The sequence below is a fragment of the Sandarakinorhabdus sp. genome (assembly GCF_041689835.1).
Lineage (GTDB): Bacteria > Pseudomonadota > Alphaproteobacteria > Sphingomonadales > Sphingomonadaceae > Sandarakinorhabdus.
The window spans coordinates 1-21,150 of record NZ_JBDNFM010000060.1; the positions used below are offsets into that span (position 1 = coordinate 1).

The 21,150-nt window shown below is 65.6% G+C and carries 17 protein-coding genes and 1 pseudogene; 7 read left to right on the top strand and 11 right to left on the bottom strand.

Going from position 1 to position 21,150, the window contains the following annotated elements:
- The 3 genes and pseudogenes from ACESL8_RS03015 to rpmG all read right to left on the bottom strand — a co-directional run.
- Nucleotides 1-341 (bottom strand): annotated as a pseudogene (locus tag ACESL8_RS03015) (HAD family hydrolase); the annotation flags it as partial.
- Nucleotides 338-616 carry a DUF3572 domain-containing protein gene (locus ACESL8_RS03020; protein WP_372915814.1) on the bottom strand — a complete coding sequence of 93 codons (279 nt, stop codon included), beginning with the start codon at nt 614-616 and terminating at the stop codon, nt 338-340. The gene ACESL8_RS03020 and the pseudogene ACESL8_RS03015, both read right to left, overlap by 4 nt.
- Before the next feature lie 148 nt (nt 617-764).
- A complete protein-coding gene (gene rpmG, locus ACESL8_RS03025) occupies nt 765-932 on the bottom strand; it encodes a 50S ribosomal protein L33 (protein WP_017668361.1) in 168 nt (55 codons plus the stop codon).
- Nucleotides 933-1,111: 179 nt separating this feature from the next.
- Here rpmG and ACESL8_RS03030 point away from each other — a divergent pair, with 179 nt between their 5' ends.
- Nucleotides 1,112-1,930 carry a folate-binding protein YgfZ gene (locus ACESL8_RS03030; RefSeq protein WP_372915818.1) on the top strand — a complete coding sequence of 273 codons (819 nt, stop codon included), beginning with the start codon at nt 1,112-1,114 and terminating at the stop codon, nt 1,928-1,930.
- A 44-nt stretch (nt 1,931-1,974) separates the two neighbouring features.
- Nucleotides 1,975-3,054: a mechanosensitive ion channel family protein gene (locus ACESL8_RS03035; protein WP_372915821.1), complete on the top strand. Its 1,080-nt coding sequence runs from the start codon at nt 1,975-1,977 to the stop codon at nt 3,052-3,054.
- Here the strand turns inward: ACESL8_RS03035 and ACESL8_RS03040 are convergent.
- Together ACESL8_RS03040 and ACESL8_RS03045 are read right to left on the bottom strand one after the other, a co-directional pair.
- On the bottom strand, nt 3,051-6,074 hold the full coding sequence (locus ACESL8_RS03040) for an L-glutamate gamma-semialdehyde dehydrogenase (protein ID WP_372915824.1): 3,024 nt from the start codon (nt 6,072-6,074) through the stop codon (nt 3,051-3,053). The two genes, ACESL8_RS03035 and ACESL8_RS03040, sit on opposite strands and share 4 nt — an antisense overlap.
- A gap of 216 nt (nt 6,075-6,290) precedes the next feature.
- Nucleotides 6,291-6,998, bottom strand: coding sequence for a PEPxxWA-CTERM sorting domain-containing protein (locus ACESL8_RS03045; RefSeq protein ID WP_372915826.1), 708 nt, complete (start codon nt 6,996-6,998; stop codon nt 6,291-6,293).
- Between the two features lie 190 nt (nt 6,999-7,188).
- On the opposite strand from ACESL8_RS03045, the gene ACESL8_RS03050 reads away from it, so the two are divergent.
- The 3 genes from ACESL8_RS03050 (at nt 7,189) to ACESL8_RS03060 (ending at nt 10,749) form a co-directional block, all read left to right on the top strand.
- Entirely contained in the window at nt 7,189-7,653 is a 465-nt protein-coding gene (locus tag ACESL8_RS03050; RefSeq protein WP_372915828.1) for a MaoC family dehydratase, read from the top strand.
- Between the two features lie 33 nt (nt 7,654-7,686).
- Complete coding sequence (locus tag ACESL8_RS03055; protein WP_372915830.1) at nt 7,687-8,862, top strand: acetyl-CoA C-acyltransferase; 1,176 nt, start codon at nt 7,687-7,689, stop codon at nt 8,860-8,862.
- Nucleotides 8,863-8,952: 90 nt separating this feature from the next.
- On the top strand, nt 8,953-10,749 hold the full coding sequence (locus ACESL8_RS03060) for a DEAD/DEAH box helicase (RefSeq protein ID WP_372915833.1): 1,797 nt from the start codon (nt 8,953-8,955) through the stop codon (nt 10,747-10,749).
- On the opposite strand, the gene ACESL8_RS03065 is transcribed toward ACESL8_RS03060, so the two are convergent.
- Genes ACESL8_RS03065 through ACESL8_RS03090 form a run of 6 tightly spaced genes read right to left on the bottom strand, consistent with a single transcriptional unit; the run spans nt 10,731 to nt 18,422 of the window.
- Entirely contained in the window at nt 10,731-12,080 is a 1,350-nt protein-coding gene (locus ACESL8_RS03065) for a DUF4403 family protein (protein ID WP_372915835.1), read from the bottom strand. The two genes, ACESL8_RS03060 and ACESL8_RS03065, sit on opposite strands and share 19 nt — an antisense overlap.
- Nucleotides 12,055-12,177 (bottom strand): hypothetical protein, encoded by a 123-nt coding sequence (locus ACESL8_RS03070; RefSeq protein ID WP_372915837.1) that lies wholly within the window; start codon nt 12,175-12,177, stop codon nt 12,055-12,057. Before ACESL8_RS03070 ends, ACESL8_RS03065 begins: the two co-directional genes overlap by 26 nt.
- Nucleotides 12,177-13,166, bottom strand: coding sequence for a DUF2891 domain-containing protein (locus tag ACESL8_RS03075; RefSeq protein WP_372915839.1), 990 nt, complete (start codon nt 13,164-13,166; stop codon nt 12,177-12,179). The genes ACESL8_RS03070 and ACESL8_RS03075 overlap by 1 nt, the downstream gene beginning before the upstream one ends.
- Nucleotides 13,163-14,104, bottom strand: a complete 942-nt coding sequence (locus ACESL8_RS03080; RefSeq protein WP_372915841.1) for a DUF979 domain-containing protein — start codon at nt 14,102-14,104, stop codon at nt 13,163-13,165. The genes ACESL8_RS03075 and ACESL8_RS03080 overlap by 4 nt, the downstream gene beginning before the upstream one ends.
- Nucleotides 14,101-14,745 (bottom strand): DUF969 domain-containing protein, encoded by a 645-nt coding sequence (locus ACESL8_RS03085; RefSeq protein ID WP_372915861.1) that lies wholly within the window; start codon nt 14,743-14,745, stop codon nt 14,101-14,103. Before ACESL8_RS03085 ends, ACESL8_RS03080 begins: the two co-directional genes overlap by 4 nt.
- A 14-nt stretch (nt 14,746-14,759) precedes the next feature.
- Nucleotides 14,760-18,422 carry a hydantoinase B/oxoprolinase family protein gene (locus tag ACESL8_RS03090; RefSeq protein ID WP_372915844.1) on the bottom strand — a complete coding sequence of 1,221 codons (3,663 nt, stop codon included), beginning with the start codon at nt 18,420-18,422 and terminating at the stop codon, nt 14,760-14,762.
- Nucleotides 18,423-18,546: 124 nt separating this feature from the next.
- On the opposite strand from ACESL8_RS03090, the gene ACESL8_RS03095 reads away from it, so the two are divergent.
- Together ACESL8_RS03095 and ACESL8_RS03100 are read left to right on the top strand one after the other, a co-directional pair.
- Nucleotides 18,547-20,352, top strand: a complete 1,806-nt coding sequence (locus ACESL8_RS03095; protein ID WP_372915846.1) for a toll/interleukin-1 receptor domain-containing protein — start codon at nt 18,547-18,549, stop codon at nt 20,350-20,352.
- A gap of 242 nt (nt 20,353-20,594) precedes the next feature.
- The gene (locus ACESL8_RS03100) at nt 20,595-21,125 is read left to right on the top strand and encodes a hypothetical protein (RefSeq protein WP_372915849.1); all 531 of its coding nucleotides are present in this window, start codon (nt 20,595-20,597) and stop codon (nt 21,123-21,125) included.
- The last annotated feature ends 25 nt before the right edge of the window (nt 21,126-21,150 follow it).

Genomic DNA, 21,150 nt, shown 5'->3' on the forward strand with positions numbered 1-21,150 from the left:
CCGAGCCGTGCCAGTTCGATCGTCCGCCGCAGCGCATGATGGTCGGCGATGTTGGTGAGCACCACCACGTCGCAATCCTTGGCTAGTTGGCTCAGCGAATCCGCTGCGCCCACGATCGGATGCTGGTTGTGCATCCACTCGGCCAAGCAGCCGTCGAGCAGCGGGGGAAATTCCTTTGGTTCCACAGCCGTGCCATCGGCGCGCTTGACGTTACCGGTGAGGGCAAAGCTGTCCATGGCGAGTGTCAGGCTGTGCACTTCGCGCAGATAATCGACGAACGGCGCGATGAAGTGCAGCAGCACGCCATCGCAATCGGAAACGATGAGCGGGCGTGCTTTCACCAATCGCTCCCCAGCTTGCGGGCGGCGCCTGCGAGTTGTTCGGGCTTCACGCCGATGGCTTGCGCCGTGGCGACCAGATCGGGTTCGTTGGCCATCAGATAATCCAGCAGCGCGGTGAGGGTGGCGGGCTTGTCCGCATTGGCGCGCAGCGCGTCCGCGTCCATCCCGGTGAGCGCCAGAAAGCGCGGCCCCATATCCTCGTCACCCGCAACATGGGCAAGCGCCTGCAGCGCCAGCACGGCAGGATCGGAGGCGGAGGATTTGTCGCGCAGCACGAATGCAGCCCTAAAGCGCGATGCGCTTGCTGCCAAGCGGGGATGGCGCCGCGGGGCGGGTGGGTCAACGAAACGCAAAAAAAGAGCCAGCGTTGCCGCCAGCCCTTTTTTGCCGTCAAACCGCGCCGGCTCAACAGCCGGCTGCCGTTTACTTGATCTTGGCTTCCTTGAATTCAACGTGCTTGCGGGCCACCGGGTCGTACTTGCGGAACAAGAGCTTTTCCGTCTTGGTGCGCGGGTTTTTCTTGGTGACATAATAATAACCGGTGTCGGCGGTGGACACGAGCTTGATCTTGATGGTGGTCGGCTTGGCCATGGTCTCGTTCCGCAAATATCAGGTTGCGCGCGCAAGCGAATGCCGGCGCGGCGGTGGCGGTCTACTGCGAGAAACAGCGGCCCGAGTCAAGCACCGCGTCCAGTGCTGGGCGCGGGTTTGGCCTGCGTTGCCGGGGCGTGCCATTGGCAGGACGGGGCGGATTGCCTATCTCAAAGGACATGAACCCGTTGACCCCTGAAGTGATCCTTGAAAATCGTGCTGTTCTGGCGGTGCACGGCCCCGATGCCGCGGCCTTTCTGCAAGGGCTGATCACCCATGATGTTGGCCTGATTGCGTCAGGCCGTGCGCTTTATGCGGGTTTGCTCAGCCCGCAAGGCAAGGCGCTGTTTGATTTTCACCTGCATGCCGGGGACGATGGCGCCATCCTCATCGATGTGGCGGCCAGTGCTGCCGATGCGCTGTTCAAACGGCTGAGCATGTACAAATTGCGCAAGGCGGTGACGCTGGCGCGGCGCGCCGATCTGGTGGTGCTGGCCCGCTGGCCCTCCAATGCACCGGGCGGCGCGCCGGCCGATCCGCGCACGCCGGCGCTGGGCGCGCGCTGGATCGGTGTGGCCGGCAGCGCGCCGGCCGGTGCGGTGGAGGGGGCCGACGTGTATGACGCGCACCGCCACGCGGTGGGTGTGCCCGATAGCGCCGATATCGGCAGCGATGATCTGTTGTGGCTGGAAACCGGCGCCGATCTGCTGGACGGCGTGTCGTTTACCAAAGGCTGTTATGTCGGCCAGGAAAACACTGCGCGCATGCACCACCGCGACAAGGTTCGCCGCCGGCTGGTGCCGGTAACGCTGGTCGGCGATCCCGGTGACGCGGTTGAGGTGAAGGACGACGCCGGCCGTGCCTGCGGCAAGCTGCGTTCGCGGCATGGGCAACACGCCATCGTGCATCTTCGGCTGGAGGAAGCCGCCAAGCCGTTGTTTCTGGGGGATGCCGCGCTGACCGTGCGGCGCCCGGCGTGGCTGGAGCCGGCCTGGTGATGGGCGACCCCGTTGGCCGCGCTGCCCTTCGCGTTCAGCAGGTAGTGGGCGATAGTTTGGCCTGGATCACGCAGGACAGCGGCGAGGTTTTGTTTGGCGCGGCCATTGCAGCGGCGCTGTTTGCGGCATTGTGGCTGGTGAAAAGGGCGGTGCTGCGGTTGTTGCCGGCCGAGCTTGGCGGCGGCCCCAGCGTGCTGCGGGCGATGGCGGCGCGCACGCTCACGCTGTTCCTGATTGCGGTGGCGCTGGACGGCGCGACTCATGCTGTTGCGCCGTCGGGGCCGCTTCTGCGTCTGGTGGACAATCTTTTTACCATCGCGCTGGCGGTGCAAGGGGCGCTGTGGCTGCGTGAACTGGTGCTGGGGCTGGTGCGGCGCCGCGCCGATGCCAACCCGGAGGACGCGCGCGCGGTGGGTAGCGCGATTGGCGTGATAACGGTGCTGGTTAACGTGGTGGTGTGGCTGCTGGCCGCCATCCTGATCCTCGACAATCTGGGCGTGAACGTCACGGCGCTGGTTGCTGGCCTCGGCGTGGGCGGCATCGCCATCGGCCTCGCGGCGCAGGGCATCTTTTCCGATCTGTTCGCGGCGCTGGCCATATTGTTCGATCGGCCGTTTCGGGTGGGGGATGTGATCAGCTACGGCACATCGACCGGCACCGTGGAGCATATCGGGCTGAAAACCACCCGCATAAGGTCCTTGTCGGGCGAGCAATTGGTGATGGCAAATACCAAGCTGCTCGATCAGCAGGTCGCCAATCTGCGCCGCATCGAGGAACGCCGCGTGGTGCTGAATTTCGGCATTGTCTATCAAACACCGCCCGACGTGCTGGACGCGCTGCCGGGCCATCTGCAGGCCATCGTTGCCGCCCAGTCCGATTGCCGATTTGATCGTGCGGCGTTCACTGGTTTTGGCCCGTCCAGCCTTGATTTCGAGCTGATGTTTTTCGTCACCGTGCCCGATGTGGATGTGATGCTGGCGGCGCGGCAGGCGGTGGGCTTTGCGATGGTGCGGCGCTTTGCCGAGCTGGGCGTGGCGTTTGCCTACCCCACGCAAACCAGCTTCACAGCTGCACCGGGCGGACAGCTGATCGATCCCACGCAGATCACTGAACGTCCGCGCTAACCAACATCTTCGATGCTGAGCAAGGTGGCGTTGCCGCCGGCGCTGGTCGTGTCGGTGGAAACGGTGCGTTCGGTAAGGAAGCGCAGCAGATAATGCGGGCCGCCAGCCTTGAAGCCGGTGCCCGACAGGCCTTCGCCGCCGAACGGTTGGCTGCCCACCACGGCGCCGATCATCGAGCGGTTGACGTAAAGATTGCCCACTTCGGCCAGCCCGGTCACTTCGGCGGCAACGCTGGCGATGCGGCTGTGCAGCCCCATGGTGAGGCCGAAGCCGCTGGCGTTCACTGCTGCCACCGTCTCGGCCAGCTTGCCGGCCGGCCAGGTGGCGACGTGCAGCACTGGCCCGAACCATTCCGCCTTGAGGTCGGCCGGACTGTCGATCTGGATGATGGTAGGGGGAATTATCTCGCCGGTGGCCGGGGCGGGGAGGGCATGCAGCCAGCGGGCTTTCTGGCTTTGACGGTAGGTTTCCAGACGGTCGTACGCGGCGGCATCGATCACCGGGCCCACATCCGTGGCCGGATCTGCGGGATCGCCGAGCACGAGGCAATCCATCGCGCCTTTGAGCATGGCGATGGTGCGATCCGCCACGTCGTCCTGCACCAGCAGCAGACGCAGCGCCGAACAGCGTTGGCCGGCGGAACGAAAGGCCGAGGTGATGACATCGGCCACCACCTGCTCGGTGAGCGCGGTGGAATCGACGATCATGGCGTTGATGCCGCCGGTTTCCGCGATCAGCGGCACCAGCGGGCGGGTGTCGTCATCAAGCAGGGCGCGGGCGATGCGGCGGGCGGTGGCGGTGGAGCCGGTGAAGGCCACGCCCATGATATGTGGGCTGCGCACCAGCGCATCGCCAATCTCGCCGCCGCCGGTGACAAGGCCGAACACGTCTGCCGGGATGCCGGCTTCGCGTGCGAGCCGCTGCGCCATCGCGGCGATCACAGGTGTTTGCGGGGCAGGCTTGGCGACCACGGTGTTGCCGGCCACCAATGCCGCCGCCGCCTGACCAAGGAAGATGGCCAGTGGGAAATTCCACGGGGCGATGCAGGAAAACACGCCGCGCGGGGCCAGGAACAGCTCGTTGCGTTCGCCGGTGGGGCCGGGCAGCAGGGTGGGCACAATGATGCGGCGGGCTTCGGACGCATAATAGCGGCAGAAATCCACGGCCTCGCGCACTTCGGCCAGCGCATCGGGCAGGTTTTTCTTCGCTTCGTGCACCAGGCACGCCATCAGATCGAGCCGATCGCGTTCGAGCAGATCGGCAAGGCGGTCGAGCGCGGCGGCGCGGGCGCTGACGGGCTGGCGCGCCCAGCCGGGAAACGCAGCGCGGGCGGCACTGATGATGGCGGCCACATCTGCGGTCTTCGGGGCCGCGGGCAGGGTGAAGGCCGCGACATGGGCAGTGGCTGCGGCCAGCACGCGCGCATCGCCCAGATCGATGCCGGCGCTGTTGATGCGGCTGTCGCCATACAGCGCGGCGGGCAGCGGGATCGACGGATGCGGCGCCCCGCCCACCTTGGCGATCCGCACCGCCGGATCGGCCAGCAGATCGGCATCGGAAACATTTTCATCGGCCAATTGGTGCACAAAGCTGGAATTGGCGCCGTTTTCCAGCAAGCGGCGCACCAGATACGCCAGCAGATCGCGGTGGCCGCCTACCGGCGCATAGGTGCGGCAGCGCCAGCCGCCATCCTGCACCAACCCTTCGAACAGGCCTTCGCCCATGCCGTGCAGGCGCTGGAATTCGAAATCGCTTCTTTTTGTTCGATTGGGGCCCGATTGGCTGGCCCATTCCAATATGGTGGCCACTGTCAGGGCGTTGTGGGTGGCAAAGGCCGGATACAGCCGCGCATCGGCCAGCATGTCGGCAGCGCAGGCGAGGTAGGAAACGTCGGTGGCGGCCTTGCGGGTGAACAGTGGATAATCGGCAAGGCCCTGTTCCTGGGTGCGCTTGATCTCGCTGTCCCAATAGGCGCCCTTTACCAGCCGCACGGTGAACTGTACGCCGGTTTCGCCGGCCAGTTCGCCAGCCAGTTCGCCAGCCCAGGCGATCACGGCGCGGGCGCGCTTGCCATAAGCCTGCACCGCCATGCCGAAACCGCCCCACCCCGGTCGCGGCGCGCGGGCGACGGCGGCGATGATGTCGAGGCTCATGTCCAGCCGGTCCTGCTCTTCGGCGTCCACGGTCAGGCCAATGCCGGCGGCGGCAGCAGCATCGGCCAATTTGTGCAGCATGGTGATAAGTTCGGGCACGCAGGTGGCGGCGTGTGCGGTTTCATAACGCGGGTGGAGGGCGGACAGTTTGACCGAGATGGAGTGGCGCCCGAAAACATCCTTCGAGGTGCTGGCTTTGCGCCCCACCGCGGCGATCGCGTCTGTGTAGCTGGCGAAATAGCGCTGGCCGTCGTCGGCGGTGCGGGCGGCTTCGCCCAGCATGTCGAAACTGGCGGTGAAGCCGCGATTGTCCTTGTCGTCGGCGCGGGCCAGGGCTTCGGTTATGGTGCGGCCCATCACGAACACCTGGCCCATCAAGCGCATGGCGGCGCCCACGCCTTGGCGCACGAACGGTTCACCGGCGCGGGCGATCAGGCGTTTCAAAACGCTGGCACGGCCTTCCTCGCCCACCAGCGCGCGGGTGATGACAAGGCCCCAGGTGGCGGAATTGACCAGTGCCGAATCGGAATCGCCCAGATGATCAGACCAATCGGGCGTGCCCAGTTTGTCGCGAATCAAGAGATCGGCAGTGGCGGCATCGGGCACGCGCAGAAAGGCTTCGGCGAGGCTGAGCAGCGCCACGCCTTCGGCGGTGTTCAGCCGATATTGATGCAGGAAGCGGTTGACCCAGCCCGCTGCCTGCGCGGCGCGCAGTTCGGCCAGTAGCCCCAGCGCGCGGTGTTCAACAGCGGTGCGCGCGGCGGCATCCAAAGTGGCGGCGGGCAGCAGGCCGGCCAGCACATCGGGTTCGGGTGCGCGGTAAAGATCGCGCATTGGTGTGCGGGCGGCGGCGAGAGAGTCGGTCATGCTCATTCGTTTAGGCCGACAGCGCGAAAATATCACCCCTGGCAGGGTCGCAAATTAGCAGGAAGCAACCGTCGGCGGGCGGATAACGGCGAACCCGAGCACAGCCCCTGAAAACAACATCGCCGGCCAGGCGGCAAGACTGTCATCTGGCCGGCGATGTCGCCAATCAATACTGCCCGGTGCGGAAACGGCCCCGGAAAGTCAGGCTGCGGAAGATCAGGCTGCCACGCTGCGGCGACGGCGGCGCGAGGATACGCCGACAATGCCAAAGCCAGCGATCAGCATGGCCCAGCTGGCCGGTTCGGGCACTGCGCCGGTTTCGGGAGTGATGGCCGGGACCAGCGTGGCGGCGAAATCGTCGAATTCAAAGCTGCGGCCGCGGGCCCAGAAGCGCAGGCCGTGGATGGTTTCGTTCGGGCCGGCCTCAATCAGCAGCCGGCGATTGCGGCCGCCGCCGCCAGCGGCATAGGCGGCGCGGTCAAGGCTGATGGTGGCGGTGTGGATGAAATGGATGGGTTGGCGATCGGCGCCCAGCACCCACAGCCAGTTGTGCGAATCCATCGTGCCCCAATAGAAGCTGATCGAGGTCAGGGCCGGGGTCAGCAGAGTGGCAAAGGGATCGGCATTGGCGCTGGATACATAGCCATAGCGCGTGGTGTTCCGCGCCGGTGCCGTATGGACGCGGCGCAAAGTGCCGATGGCGGTGGCCAGCCCGCCGCTCCAGCTGAAACCGTGTGCGGCCGGCGCATCGAAGCTCACTACCAACTGCTGGCCGGGGCGCGGGCCGGGATCGGGCGCGCCGGCGATGCTGGTCACCGTGACGGCACCGGCATCGGCACTGGCGATCAGGGCGAATGCGGCAAGGGCGAATGCGGAGACAGGGTGGGCGGCCAAATGCCGGGCGGGGGCGTTGCGGCTGATCATCGGGCGATCCTTCGTGATCTGCGTGCCGGAGGTGACACTGCGGATGCCCGTTGCCAGTAACGATTGAATATGGTTAATTTCAAGCAATCTTTAAGTTAATAGCGCGGCGGTAACCACGATTCTGCTGGGTTGACGCATGCGTGAGCCAAAGCCTAGGCTAGCTGCGAAATCGACATCGGGGAGAATGATTGTGGCCGGAAAATCACTGACGCTGGACGAGTTTCGGGCACTGGTCGCGACCGAGGTTGGCGTGTCGGACTGGATCGAGGTTCCGCAGGAAAAGATCAACGCCTTTGCCGAGGTGACCGGCGATCACCAGTTCATTCACGTCAATCCCGAATTGGCCGCGCAAACGCCGTTCGGCACCACCATCGCCCACGGATACCTTACCCTCAGCCTGCTCAGCGTGATGGCCTATCAGGCGATGCCGGGAATCAAGGGCACGCGCATGGGCGTCAACTACGGGCTCAACAAGGTGCGCTTCATGGCGCCGGTGAAATCGGGCTGCAAGGTGCGCGGCCGCTTCACCATCGCCGATGTGACGCAGCGCCCCGATGGCGCCTGGCAGACCACCACCAACGTTGCCGTGGAAATCGAAGGTGAAACCAAGCCCGCGCTCGCCGCCGAATGGATCACCTTGCAATATGTGGGCTGAAGCCTGCTGAACTGACACAAGAAGGAATTATCAATGCGTGAAGCCGTTATCGTTTCCACCGCCCGCACCCCCATTGGCCGCGCCTATCGCGGCGCGTTCAACGCCACGCCGTCGCCCACGCTGGCCGGCCATGCCATCGCCCACGCCGTGAAGCGTGCCGGCATCGACGGCGCTGAAGTTGACGATGTGGTGATGGGCTGCGCGTTGCAGCAAGGCGTGCAGGGCGGCAACATCGCCCGCACATCGTTGCTGCGCGCTGGCCTGCCGGTTACGGTGTCGGGCCAATCGATGGACCGGCAATGTTCGTCAGGCGTGATGTCGATCGCCACCGCCGCCAAGCAGATCATCGTTGATGGCATGACCGTCACCATCGGTGCCGGCGTAGACAGCATTTCGATGGTTCAGAACGACAAGATGCGTGTGCAGGGCGATCCAAGCCTGGTGGCCATGCACCCCAATGTGTACATGCCGATGCTGCAAACTGCTGAAATCGTTGCCAAACGCTATGGTGTGAGCCGCGACCGCCAGGATGAATATGGCTATCAGAGCCAGATGCGCACCGCCGCTGCCCAGGCTGCCGGCAAGTTCGATGACGAAATCGTGCCGATGACCGCCACCATGGCCATGGTCAACAAGGAAACCAAAGAGGTCACCCACCACGAGATCACGCTGAGCAAGGATGAAGGCAATCGCCCGGAAACCACGCTGGAAGGCTTGAAGGGTTTGAAGCCGGTGATCGAAGGCGGCGTGATTACCGCCGGCAACGCCAGCCAGCTTTCGGATGGCGCATCGGCCAGCGTGCTGATGGAAGCCAAGGAAGCCGCCCGCCGCGGCCTCACCCCGCTGGGCGCTTATCGCGGCATGGCGGTGGCTGGCCTGGAGCCGGACGAGATGGGCATCGGCCCGATCTATGCCATTCCCAAGCTGCTGAAGGTCAACGGCCTGACGATGAACGATATCGGCCTGTGGGAATTGAACGAAGCCTTTGCCGTGCAGGTGCTGCACTGCGCCGATGTGCTGGGCATCGATCCTGATCTGCTCAACGTCAACGGCGGCTCGATCTCGATCGGCCACCCTTACGGCATGACCGGCGCGCGGTGCACCGGCCACGCCCTGATCGAAGGCAAGCGCCGCGGCGCCAAATATGTTGTGGTCACCATGTGTGTGGGCGGCGGGATGGGCGCTGCCGGGCTGTTCGAAGTATACTGAGGGCGACACCCTCCCCTTTCGCAGCCGAGAGGGGAGGAACTTTCTACTAACTGATTCGCCTTTCGCTGCCGATTGCGCCATAGGCCCCGCATGACCATTGAATCGCTCCCTGCGCCGCTGGCCCAGGCAATCGCAGCCCGCGGCTACGAAGAACTCACCCCCGTCCAGTCCGCCGTGATCGCCGAGGAAGCCCGCGGCCGCGACCTGCTGGTTTCGGCGCAAACCGGGTCGGGCAAAACCGTCGCATTCGGCCTCGCCATGGCCGAAAACCTGCTGGGCACCGCTGATGCGCTGCCGCCGCCCGCGCGGCCGCTGTCGCTGGTGATCGCGCCAACACGCGAACTGGCATTGCAGGTCGCCAAGGAACTGGACTGGCTTTATGCCTCGGCACGCGGCCGCATCGCCACCTGTGTGGGCGGCATGAACCAGCAAGCGGAGCGGCGCACCCTGTCGGCTGGCGCTCATATCGTGGTCGGCACGCCGGGCCGCCTGCGTGATCACCTTGAACGCGGCGCGCTGCTGCTGGATAATTGCAAGGTAATCGTGCTCGATGAAGCCGATGAAATGCTCGACATGGGTTTCCGCGAAGATCTCGAGGAAATCCTGGACGCCGCACCTCCGGAACGCCGCACCCTGATGTTTTCGGCCACCATGCCCAAGGGCATTGCCGAACTGGCGCGCGATTATCAGAAGAACGCGCTGCGCCTAGCTACGGCCGGCCGCGCCAGCGCCCATGCCGATATTGCCTATCAATGCGTGGCCACGGCGCCCGCCGACATCGAAGCTGCCGTGGTCAACCTGCTGCGCTTTTACGAACCGCCCACTGCCCTTTTGTTTTGTGCCACGCGCGACAACGTTCGCCGCCTGCACGCCAGCCTGACCGAGCGCGGTTTTGCCGCCGTCGCGCTGTCGGGGGAGCATAGCCAATCCGAACGCAACCAGGCGTTGCAGGCGCTGCGTGACCGGCGTGCGCGGCTGTGTGTGGCCACCGACGTGGCCGCGCGCGGGATCGATTTGCCCGGGCTTTCGCTGGTTATCCATGTTGAATGGCCGCGCGATGCCGAAACGCTACAGCACCGTTCGGGCCGTACGGGGCGCGCCGGTGCCAAGGGCACGGCCGTGCTGATCGTCCCTTATCCGGCGCGTCGCCGGGTGGAACGCATGCTGGCCGGCGCCGGTGTGAAACCCGAATGGACTCCGGTGCCGACGCTCGAAGCCATTGCCGTGCAGGATCGCACCCGCTTGCTGGAAAGCATCGGCGCCATGGTAGAGGGGGGCATTGGCGCCCTGGACGAGGAAGACAAGCGCCTGGGCGAGGAATTGCTGACCCGCCACGGCGTCGACGAGATTGCTTCGGCCCTGGTGCGCATGCACCGCGCCCGCCTGCCGCAAGCCGAAGAAATGGTCGATTCCGGCCCAGCCCCCAGAGACTCCGGACGCCCGGAACGACGTGATCGCCGCGAAAGCAATGATGGCGGCCAAGATGGCGGGCGCGGCGGTGATGGCGGCGGTGAAGGCGTGTGGTTCCGTCTTGATGTCGGTCGCCGTGACAATGCCGATCCGCGCTGGATCATCCCGCTGTTGTGCCGGCGCGGCGGTGTGACCAAGCCCGATATCGGCACCATTCGCATCCTGCCAACGGAAACGCTGGTGGAAATCGCGCCGGACATGGCGGAACGTTTTGTCGTGGCGCTGAAACGCCATGCCACTCGCAAGGGCAACAGCGCCGAAGACCAGATTGATATCAGCCCGGCCAGCGGCCCGCCCCAAGAACGCTCTGCTCAGCGCCCGCCGCAACAACGCACCTTGTCGGCCCGTCCGCCCAATACTGGTCCTGGTTCTGGACCACGCCCACCGCACAAGCCGCCCTATCGCGGCCGGCCCTGAACCTTTCGTGCATAATCCAGCCGGGCGCTGCCAGCGGCGGTGACCGGCATGTACAAGCCCTGGCCCAGCGCCAGCACCTCGCCGTGGCGCACGTCGCTGAGTTGTGCCGACAGGCGAAAATCGCCCAGCGGCACGGCCAGCAGTGCCTTGTCGATCTTCGTCCTCAGCCTGGCATAATCGCGGGTAAAATCCTGGGCCAGCGCATCCGCCAGCGCCGCGCGCACCGTTTCGGTTTGGGCCACGGCAACCAGCAGGGGCAACTGCTGATTTTTCGTGCCGCCGGTGAACAGCCGCACATCGCGGATTAGCACGCGCTCGCTGTTCGCTGTGGTTTGCGCGCGCGCGGTCAGCCACACCCGGCCATGCGTGTTGACGAACTGGCGCGGGCCTTTGGCGACCAGATCGAGGCCCAGCGCCAGCTGGCCATTGCTGGTGCCGTATAAAATGGTCCGGCCAAATCGCACCTTGACCCGCCCGTATTCGGGCACTTCGATGCCGCGGGCGGCGACCTTGGCCAGCGCTTTGGCCGTAACCTTTTGCAGCGTGGCGTAATCCGACAGCAATGCGACATTGAGGATAAGCCCACGGGCTGGCCCGGCCGCGGCAATCGGCGGCAGCGGCGTTGGCTGCGGCCGTGCTGGCTGCGCCCCCAGATGCACCTCGGCCAGCGCATTGAATACCATGTCGATCCGCATATCCTCGCCTTCAATGGCGATCCCGCCAAAGCCGAGGCCCTGCGGGGTGAGGCGCAGCCACGTTGGCGGGTTGCTGCGGTTGAGCGATTCCACCGTGAATCCGGTGCGCCACAGCGCCTCCAGCTTGTTGCGGACCGTCACCTGCGACAGACGCTGCGCCAGATCGATTTGCGCCTTGGCCAGCACCGGAGCCAGCCTCTCTTCAGCCTTGCTGGTCAAACTGATGCTCTGGCCCATGACGGTTACGCTGGGTTCCTGCTGCCAATCATACGACAGGCCGATGCGGGCGGTCAGCCGCCCGTCGGCGGCAAGGGCGGGCTGCAGATCAGCGGTTACCATGGCGTTGGCGGTGGCGGTTTCCTGGGCAATGATGCCGCCGATATCGCGCGCCGTGATGACGGCCGACAATGGCATCACCAGTTGCAGGCGGTCGCCCTTGCCGGCCAGCCGGATCTGCCCGCGTGTGACGGTGCCGACGATGCGGCAGCGGATATCGGGCGTCATCTTCAATCGTGCGGCAAACAGTTTCATCCGCGCCGCCGGAACGCAGACCCGGCCAGGCTCGTCGATCGTCCACAAAATGGTTGGCACCGCGCCTTCCACCGTCTGTTCAAGCAACGCCAGCGGCAGCCGCACCGGCAACGCTGATCAGCATCATCCAGAACAATACGGCAACCAGCACCGCCGCGAACCCCAGGCCGGCCACCAGCCACAAGGCCTGACGGCGGGTCATCAGGCCTCTAGTGCCAGCAGGGAAAAGCTGGCCAGCCAATGCTCCCCGGCATAATCGCCGGCGATATGGGGCAGGGCGGCGGCAATATGTGCATCGGCCGCTGCGCGCAGCACCGGGGCGGCCGCATCGCGCGGCCCCAGCGTTGCCGCCAGCCGGCGAAAGGCCCAGCCGCGCGACAGATTGAGACCATCGAGATGCGCGATCTTGCCGTCGCTGCGGTCGGTCACGTTGGCCGGTGTGAACAGGCTGGCGGGGGCCTCCGCCCTGGCCCTCGGCAGGAAGGCGCGGAACCAGTGGCGGAATTCCGGTGCCGGCAGCAGTGTTGCCATCGCAAGAGCTTCCATCAGCGTGGGCGACAGGAAGGCATCGCCGTCGGGTTCCCACGCCTGGGCGCGGCGATCTGCATTGTACCAGGCACGCGCCTTGGTAGCCATCAGGGCGAGCAGTGCGCGGTCGTGATCGGCGGCCCAGTGGGCGCTGAGCACAAGGGCAAAGGCAGTGTTGCCGTGCGCGCCGGTGCGAATGGGATAAGAAAAGCTGCCCAGCATGACGCGCCAATGTTGGGCGAAATCCTGCGCCAAGGGTTGAAGAACTGGTGACAAACCGTTGCCGTTGCTAGCCATTTCGGCATGCAGTTTCAGTAACCAGGCCCAACCATAGGGCCGCTCAAAGCCGCGTGCCAGCGGCTGCGCCAGATAGGCACGCTCCACTGCCACCTTTGCGGCCGTGAAGGTTTCGGCGGCCAGCGCGCGGGTTTCGGCAGCGCGTGCATGATCGGGAAAGCGGTGAGCCAACCGCATCAGCAGCCACCAGCCGTGCACGCAGCTGTGCCAATCGAAGCTGCCGAAGAACATCGGGTGCAGATCACGCGGCGTGCGGGCGTCTGCATCGTCGGCCATCACATGATCAAGCTTGTGCGGGTATTCACGCGTGACATGGCCCAGCGCGATGCCGGCCATGCGGGCAGCTTGGGCAGCATCGAGCTTCATCGGAAGGCAAATCCCCAAATCATCGCGGTGTTGAACACCCATAATATCACGGCCGTGGGCCATTGCGCGCGGATAACGGCGTAGCGATCGGGCAGATTGAGCAGCGCGGCCGGCACGATGTTGAAATTGGCAGCCATGGGAGAAAGCAGCGTGCCGCAAAAGCCCGCCAGCATGCCCACAGCGCCCACCACCACCGGATCGCCGCCCAGGCCCAGCACCAGCACCGGCAGGCCGATACCGCCCATCATTACCGGGAAGGCGGCAAAAGCATTGCCCATCATGATCGTGAAGATCGCCATGCCGCCGGTGAAGGCGACCACGGCAGCAAGGCGGCTGTCTTCGGGAATCGCCAACGGGGTGAGCGCGCCGACGATATCGCCCACTCCGGCCACGGTAAACAACGCGCCCAGGCTGGCCAGCAATTGCGGCAGGATCATCGCCCAGCCCACGCCTTCGGCCAACCGGCGGCCTTCCTGTACCGGCGCGGCGGCGGGCGGGCGCAGCCACAGCATCAGCACGCCCGCAGCGATGATGGCGCCAAGGCCCAGGCTGACCAGCGTTACTTGTTTTGGATCAACAAGTTGGCCCAGGCGCGGGAACAGGAAAGTGCCGGCGAGCGCCACGCCGGGCATGATCAGGGCAGGCAGGAACAGGCGGTTGCCGTGCCGCGCCACACTCTTTAGGCGATCGGAAACGGTCGTGGTGGTGGGCCGGCCTTTGCCGGGTGCGCCCAGCAATGCCAGTGCGACGAGCGCGAGCAGCAGCACGCCGTTACCCAAGTCGCCCAGTACGTCACCAGCGAGGAATTCGGCGGCCAGCAGGCCCCAGAAAGCGGCGCCGAGCAGGCGTTTGGAATGCTGGGCATCAAGCAGGGTGGCCAGCGCCCAACCGCCGAATACGACGCCGGCCAGCGCATAGAGGGCAGCCAGGCCGATCATGGCCGCATCCGCCACAGCCGGCCGCCGTGAACGGCAAACGCCGCCAACGCCGTGGGGATGGCCCACACCGACAATTGCAGTGGCTGCACGATAATGCCGGCGCTTTCGAGGAAGCCCTTGATCAGCAGGATCGACGCAATGGCGAGAAAAATATCCTCACCAAAGAAAATGCCGACGTTGTCGGTGGCGGCGGCCATGGCCTTGATCTTGTTGCGCTCATCCAGGCTGATTGCGGGATTGTCGCGTTCGGCGGCGGCTTCGGCCATCGGCGCCAGCAGCGGGCGCACGGTTTGGGCGTGGCCGGCGATCTGGGTAAGGCCTAGCGCCGAGGTTATTTGACGAAAACCAAGGTAAACCAGTAGGATGCGAGACGTTGTTGCTGTTTTGGTGCGAGAAATCAGCGCCGCGGCCTGTTCCTGCAACCCGGCACGCTCCATCAACCCGATCACCGGCAGCGCCAACCACGGCACCGAGACATAGCGGTTCTGGTGGAACGCCTTGCCCAGCGCCGCCACCACTTCGGGCACGGAAAGGCCCGCGCCCAGCCCCGATCCGAACGCGGCGGCCACCACAACGGCCAGCGGATTGGCGCGCACGGCAAAGCCGATGACGACGATGGCGATGCCGGCCAGCGGCCACAGGCTGGGCAGGGTGGTCACCGCCCGTATCCGCCCCCGAAACCACCGCCTCCGGGTGTTTCGACGATGATGCAATCGCCGGGCAGGAGTTCGGCGCGGTCGCAGGCGGCGAGATGGTCCACCCGGCCATCGCCACGTTCGACCCGTGCACTGCCCGGGACGGCGCCGCCGCCGCCGCCCAAGCCAAAGGGCCGTGTAAGGCGGCGGCCGGAGAGCAGGGAAGCGGTCATGGCTTCGCGAAACACGATGCGGCGGATGACGCCGTCACCGCCGGGCCAACGACCTTTGCCTCCAGAACAAGCCTTTATGCTGAACTCTTCAACCAGAACGGGAAAACGGCTTTCCAGCACTTCGGGATCGGTGAGTCGGCTGTTGGTCATGTGCGTCTGCACCGCGCTGGCCCCGGCGAAGCCGTCTCCCGCGCCGGCACCGCCGCAAATTGTCTCGTAATATTGGTAGTCTTTGTTTCCAAACGTGAAATTGTTCATGGTACCTTCCGACGCCGCCAGCACGCCCAGCGCGCCGAACAGCGCGTCGGTGATGATCTGGCTGGTTTCGACATTGCCGGCCACAACGGCCGCGGGCGCCTTGGGGCGCAGCATGGAGCCTTCGGGCACGATGAGGCGGAGCGGCCGCATGCAGCCATCGTTCATCGGCAGATCATTTCCAGCCAAACACCTGAAAACATACAGCACTGCTGCTTGCGCCACCGAAAAGGGGGCATTGAAATTATCGGCCAGTTGCGGCGAGGTGCCGGTGAAATCGATGCTGGCGCTGCGGCTGCCGGCATCGATGCACACGCGCACACAGATGCGTGCGCCATTGTCCATCGGAGCCGTGTGTTCGCCATCTTTCAAACGAGAAATCGCAGCCCGAACAGCTTCTTCGGCGTTATCCTGCACGTGACGCATGAAGGCGGAAACCACCGGTTCACCCTCTGCCCGGCACAACGCCGCCAGGGCCTGCGCGCCGCGGGTGCAGGCGGCAGTCTGGGCCTTCAGATCGCCGATGCAGCGGGCCGGGTCGCGGGCCGGCCATGGCCCACTGCCGAGCAGGGCGAGCATTTCGACTTCGAGAAATATTCCTTGATTTATCAATATGATGTTGTCGATCAACACGCCTTCTTCATCAATTGTGCGGCTGTCTGGCGGCATCGATCCGGGGGTGATGCCGCCGATATCGGCCTGGTGGCCGCGTGCCGCGACCCAGAAGGACGGGGCTGGGCGGCCGGCAAACACCGGCATCACCACGGTGACGTCAGGCAGGTGGGTGCCGCCAGCAAAGGGATTGTTGAGCACGAAGGCATCGCCGGGGTTGATGCCGCGCGGGTGGCCGGCCCATTTGCCCATGACCGTGCGCACGCTGTCACCCATAGAGCCCAAGTGTACCGGCATGTGCGGGGCGTTGGCGATCAGATGGCCTTCGCCGTTGAAAAGCGCGCAGGAAAAATCCAGCCTTTCCTTGATGTTGACTGACCAAGCGGTAGTTTTCAGGGCTTCGCCCATGTCTTCGGCGATGGCCATGAAGCGGTTGGCGAAGAGTTCCAGGCGGATGGGATCGGGCCCCTCTGGCAACCCCTCTCCCGGGCCGGCTGCGCCGTCTCCCGGCCTCTCCCCGGCGGAGAGAGGTGATTGGCGGGTGAGCACCAGGTTGGCGGCCGGGTCCACCTCGGCTGGCCAGCCGGGTTCGACCAGTGTGGTGCCGGCGCTGTCGATGATCACGGCGGGGCCGGCGATGCGCCAGCCAGTCGGCAGCGCGGCGCGGTTGTAAAAGCCGCAGCGCTGCCGGCGGTGAGCCAGAAACACGTCGTGGGTGGCCACATGCAATACACCGCTGCCGGCGGCTGCTGGGGCGCTGCCGGCGGCTGCTGGGGCGCTGCCGGCGGCTGCTGGGGCGCTGCCGGCGGCTGGCGGGGCTGCGGGTAAATTCGGGGTTTCGCCCACCGCCTCGGCAATCAGCGCATCCACCACCAGATCGGCATCGGAAATGGCAAAGCCGAACCGTTTGGCCTGCTCGGCGGCAAAGGCGCTGGCCATGTCGGCGGGAGCGGCCAGCGGCAGATCGACCCCGCTGTCTGACCCGGCATAGCGGATGCGCGCTTTCACCTGCACCCCGGCCGCCGTCTCGCCCTGCGCCAGCAGTGCGGCGCGGGCCTGCTGCGCCAGCTCGGCCGCCGGGCCGTCAAGATCGGTGTGCGGGCCGAGCGGCCAGTTCAGCGTGCGCTGCCGCACCACGCGCACTTCGGCCAGGCCGATGCCGAACGCGGAAAGCAGCCCGGCCAAAGGGTGGATCAGCACGCGGGTCATGCCCAGTTGATCGGCGATGGCGCAGGCGTGCTGGCCGCCGGCGCCGCCAAAGCTGGTGAGCGTGTAGGCGGCAGCATCATGCCCGCGGGCGATGGAGATGCGGCGGATGGCCTGCGCCATGGTTTCCACCGCGATGGCGCGCGCGCCGGCGGCCACCTGTTCGGGCGATTGGCCGATGGCGCTTCCCAGCCGGGCAAATCCGGCGCGCACGGCGTCTGCATCGAGCGGCTGGTCCCCGCCGGGGCCGAACAGCGCCGGGAAATGATCGGGCTGCACGATGCCGAGCATGACATTGGCATCGGTGATCGTAAGCGGACCGCCGCGGCGATAGGCGGCGGGGCCTGGCACGGCGCCGGCGCTTTCGGGGCCAACCTTGATGCGGCCGCCGGTGCCCGCGATGATCGAGCCGCCGCCGGCTGCAACCGTATCGATTTTCAGCATCGGCACCCGCATCGGCACGCCGGCGATGATCACGTCTTCAGCGCGTTCATAGTGCCCGTCATACAGTGAGACATCGGTGGAGGTGCCGCCCATATCAAAGCCGATCAGCCGGCTTTCCCCCGCGCTGCGCCCCGCCGCTGCCATGCCGACAATGCCCCCCGCCGGCCCGGACAGGATTGCATCGCGGCCGTGGAAATGCCCGGTGCGGGCCAGGCCGCCGTTGGATTGCATGAAGGCGAGGTTTACCCCCGGCAGACCAGCTGCGACTGTGCTTACATAATCTCGCAAGGGCGGCGACAGATAGGCATCGACGACGGCAGTATTGCCGCGCGGCACCAGGCGGATCACCGCGCCAACCTCATGGCTGGCGGTGACCTGGGTGAAGCCGATTTCGCGCGCGATCTGAGCCACGCGGGCTTCGTGCGCCGGATGGGCGTGGCCGTGCAGGCACACGGCGGCAAGGCTGCGATAGCCAGCATCGAATGCGCCTTGCAGTACGGCGTGTGCGGCGGCTTCATCGAGGGGGCGCAGCACCTCGCCCTCCGCCGTCACCCGTTCGTCAATTTCCACAACCATTTCATACAACGGCGCGGGTTTCTTGATTTCCAGTGCAAAGATGTCGGGGCGCGCCTGATGCCCGATCAGCAGCGCATCGCGGTGGCCGCGCGTGATGGCAAGGCAGGTGGGTGCGCCCCGGCGTTCGAGCAGCGCGTTGGTTGCCACGGTGGTGCCCATGCGCACCGCGTGAATGGGCGCATCGTCATCTCCCCGCAGCCGCGCGATCCCGGCCAATGCGGCATCGTCATAGTGTTCTGGCGCGTGGCTCAGCAGCTTGGCGGTTTCAAGCCGGCCATCGGGGCGCAGCGCCACGATATCGGTGAAGGTGCCGCCGCGATCGATCCAGAATTGCCAGCCTGGCCTTGGGGTTTGCATGCCCAACTGGTGGCGGGGCGGGCCGGGGCGGTCAAGGGCGCATGGAGGGGGCCAAGCAGAAATTTGGAATTCGGTAAATAAATGTTTAGCTTTAGCTCCGCTAGCGGGGTATGCAATTTTGGACATGGTTTCCACAACGCCGCGCTATTCCGTTTTCCTCTCGTATAACCGGGGAGACGGGAAGGCGGCGCAGCGCATCCAGCGCTGGCTGGAAGCCTATCGGCTGCCGCGCCGGCTGCAGGGCGGCGGGCCGGCCTTTGCTGAAGACGGCCGCCGGCTGCGCCCGGTGTTCCGCGATATCGATGAAATGCGGGCGGCGCCCGATATCGATGAAGCCGTTGACCAAGCCATTGGCGCTTGCGCGTATCTGGTGGTGCTGTGCAGCCCGGCGGCGGCGAAATCGGACTGGGTGGCGCGCGAGATCGCCATGTTCTGCGCCCGCCACGGCGATGATCGTATCTTGCCGCTGCTGCTTACGGGCACCCCGGCCACGGCGTTTTTGCCCGAATTGCTTCACCGGGGTGATGGCCGGCCGCTGATGCCGCTGGCCGCCGATATTCCCGGCGAGGGCGAGCGGCTGGCGCTGCTCAAGCTGGTGGCGGTTATGGCCGATGTCAGCCTGGGGGTGCTGGTGCAGCGCGATGCCCAGCGCCGGATGCAAAGGCTGGCGCTGGCGGCGGCGGCGGCGGTGGCGGTGATGGCGGTGGTGGCGGCGCTGATGTTGCAAACCGCCAATGCCCGGGTGGCGGCTGAACAGCAGCGGGTGCGCGCCGGGGCGTTGTCGAATTATATGCTCGATGATCTGCGCGGGCAATTGAAGCGCGCTGGCCGGCTCGATCTGCTCACTGCGGTCAAGCAGGGCGTTGCAGCCAGCTGGCGCGGGCAGGACTTGTCGGGCCTGAGCGATGCCGATTTGCAGCAGCGCGCCAAATTGCTGCTGGCGATTGCCGAGGATGACGAAAGCCGCGGCGATCTGGCGGCGGCGCGGGCCCAGGCGGCCGAAGCGCTGCGCACCACGGCGCAATTGATCGCCAAGGCACCGGATGATCCGTCGCGAATTTTCGCCCACGCACAAAGCCAGTATTTCGTCGGCATGATCAGCTGGCACGGCGGCGACCGGGCACAGGCTGGACGGGCGTTTGCCGCGTATCGCGACCTGGCCGCACGCTTGCTGGCCATTGATCGCCGCAAGCCGGAATGGTGGATGGAGGCCGGCTATGCCGACAGCAATCTTGGTGTTCTGGCGTTGCGCGCGCGGCTGGACGCGGCAGCGGCGCAGGGCCATTTCCTCAGCGCATTGAAGGCTTTTTCTGCTGCCGATGCGCTGCGACCCGGCAATCGCGACACGTTGTTCAGCCTGGCGGATACCGAAGCGTGGCTGGCCGATACGCAAAGAATGGCCGGGGCACCAGCCCAGGCCCTGGCGGCGCGTGCCCGGCAAAAGGCCATTCTTGACCATCTTGCCGCCACCGACCCGCAGGACCGGCAGGTGACCGCCGATCTGGTGTCGTACGAGCTGGCGCTGGCCCGCATCGCCATCGAGGCCGGCCGCCCCGAAGCCGCACTGCCGCTGCTGGCCAGTGGGCGCGGCAAGGCGCAGGCACTGGCCGCGAATGATCCGCAAAATGTGCGGCGCAAGGCCCATGTGCGGATGTTTGACCTGATGCGGTTGAAGGCGCTGCTGGCCATGCCGGCGGCACGGCGGCGCGATGATCCCGCGTTGGCGGCACTGAATGGCGACTGCGAGGCCGATCTCAACCGACTGAAAAACGATGAGCTTGCCAATTTTTGCCGGATCCTTGCTGCCCGGCGCGGTGCGGCGGCAATGCCGACGCTGGCCGCAGGTGGCGATCTATTGACCGATCAATGGGGCCTTGATTTGGCAGCAGAACGAAAACTGGGTGGTTTGACAGAGGAGAGAGCACGATGACACGCAACATGGTTCGCGGGGGCGCATTGATGGCAACCCTGCTGGCGTTGGCGGGATGCAACCGGCCCAGCCCCTTCGCAGAGCAGCAGGGCACGGCGGCGCCGGGTTTGGCGCCGGACGTGGCGAGGCCGGCTGGCACGGGTGGGCCGATTACGGTGCCGGTGCCAACGGTGGTCTTCAGCGCGAACTCCTTTACCGAAGTGCCTGTCACAACTTGCAGCGGCAAAGCGGGAGCAGCTGTCGTGTGGACGCTGGAGGATGTATTTTCCGGCCTGAGCAATAATCGCCGCGTCAAGCGCATCATCGTGCGTGAGATCAACGGCGTTGACACCAAGGTTGATGAGATACCGGCGGATGAAGTGGGAAACAACTGGCCCACCAACCTCGACATGGACACCACCAGCGCCGGTTCGGATTATGTGATGGTGACCATCGTGCTGAAGATCGGGGCGACAGGCAACAAGCCCGGCGTGCATTTCCTGCGGCCGCGCAGCGGCGCCCTGCCAACCGGACCTGATCCCGGCGGCAACAATTCCTCGGTGGCCGTGTTGACTCCGCCGCTGCAGTCGCCGGGAGGCAGTTCATATTGCGGGCGCACCCCGATCGATACCAGCGTTGCCGGCACCGAACGCTTCAGCTTTGGCGTGCGCAATGCAGCCGATGCGCGCAGCCTGAACATCGGCCTGTTGGTGCCGACCAAAAAGGAAAAAATAACAGAGCCGCAGATGTGGCTGCCGATCTTCCTCGATCCCAATATTCGCAACACAGGTTGACGCCGGTGGGCCGGCGGCGCGCGCG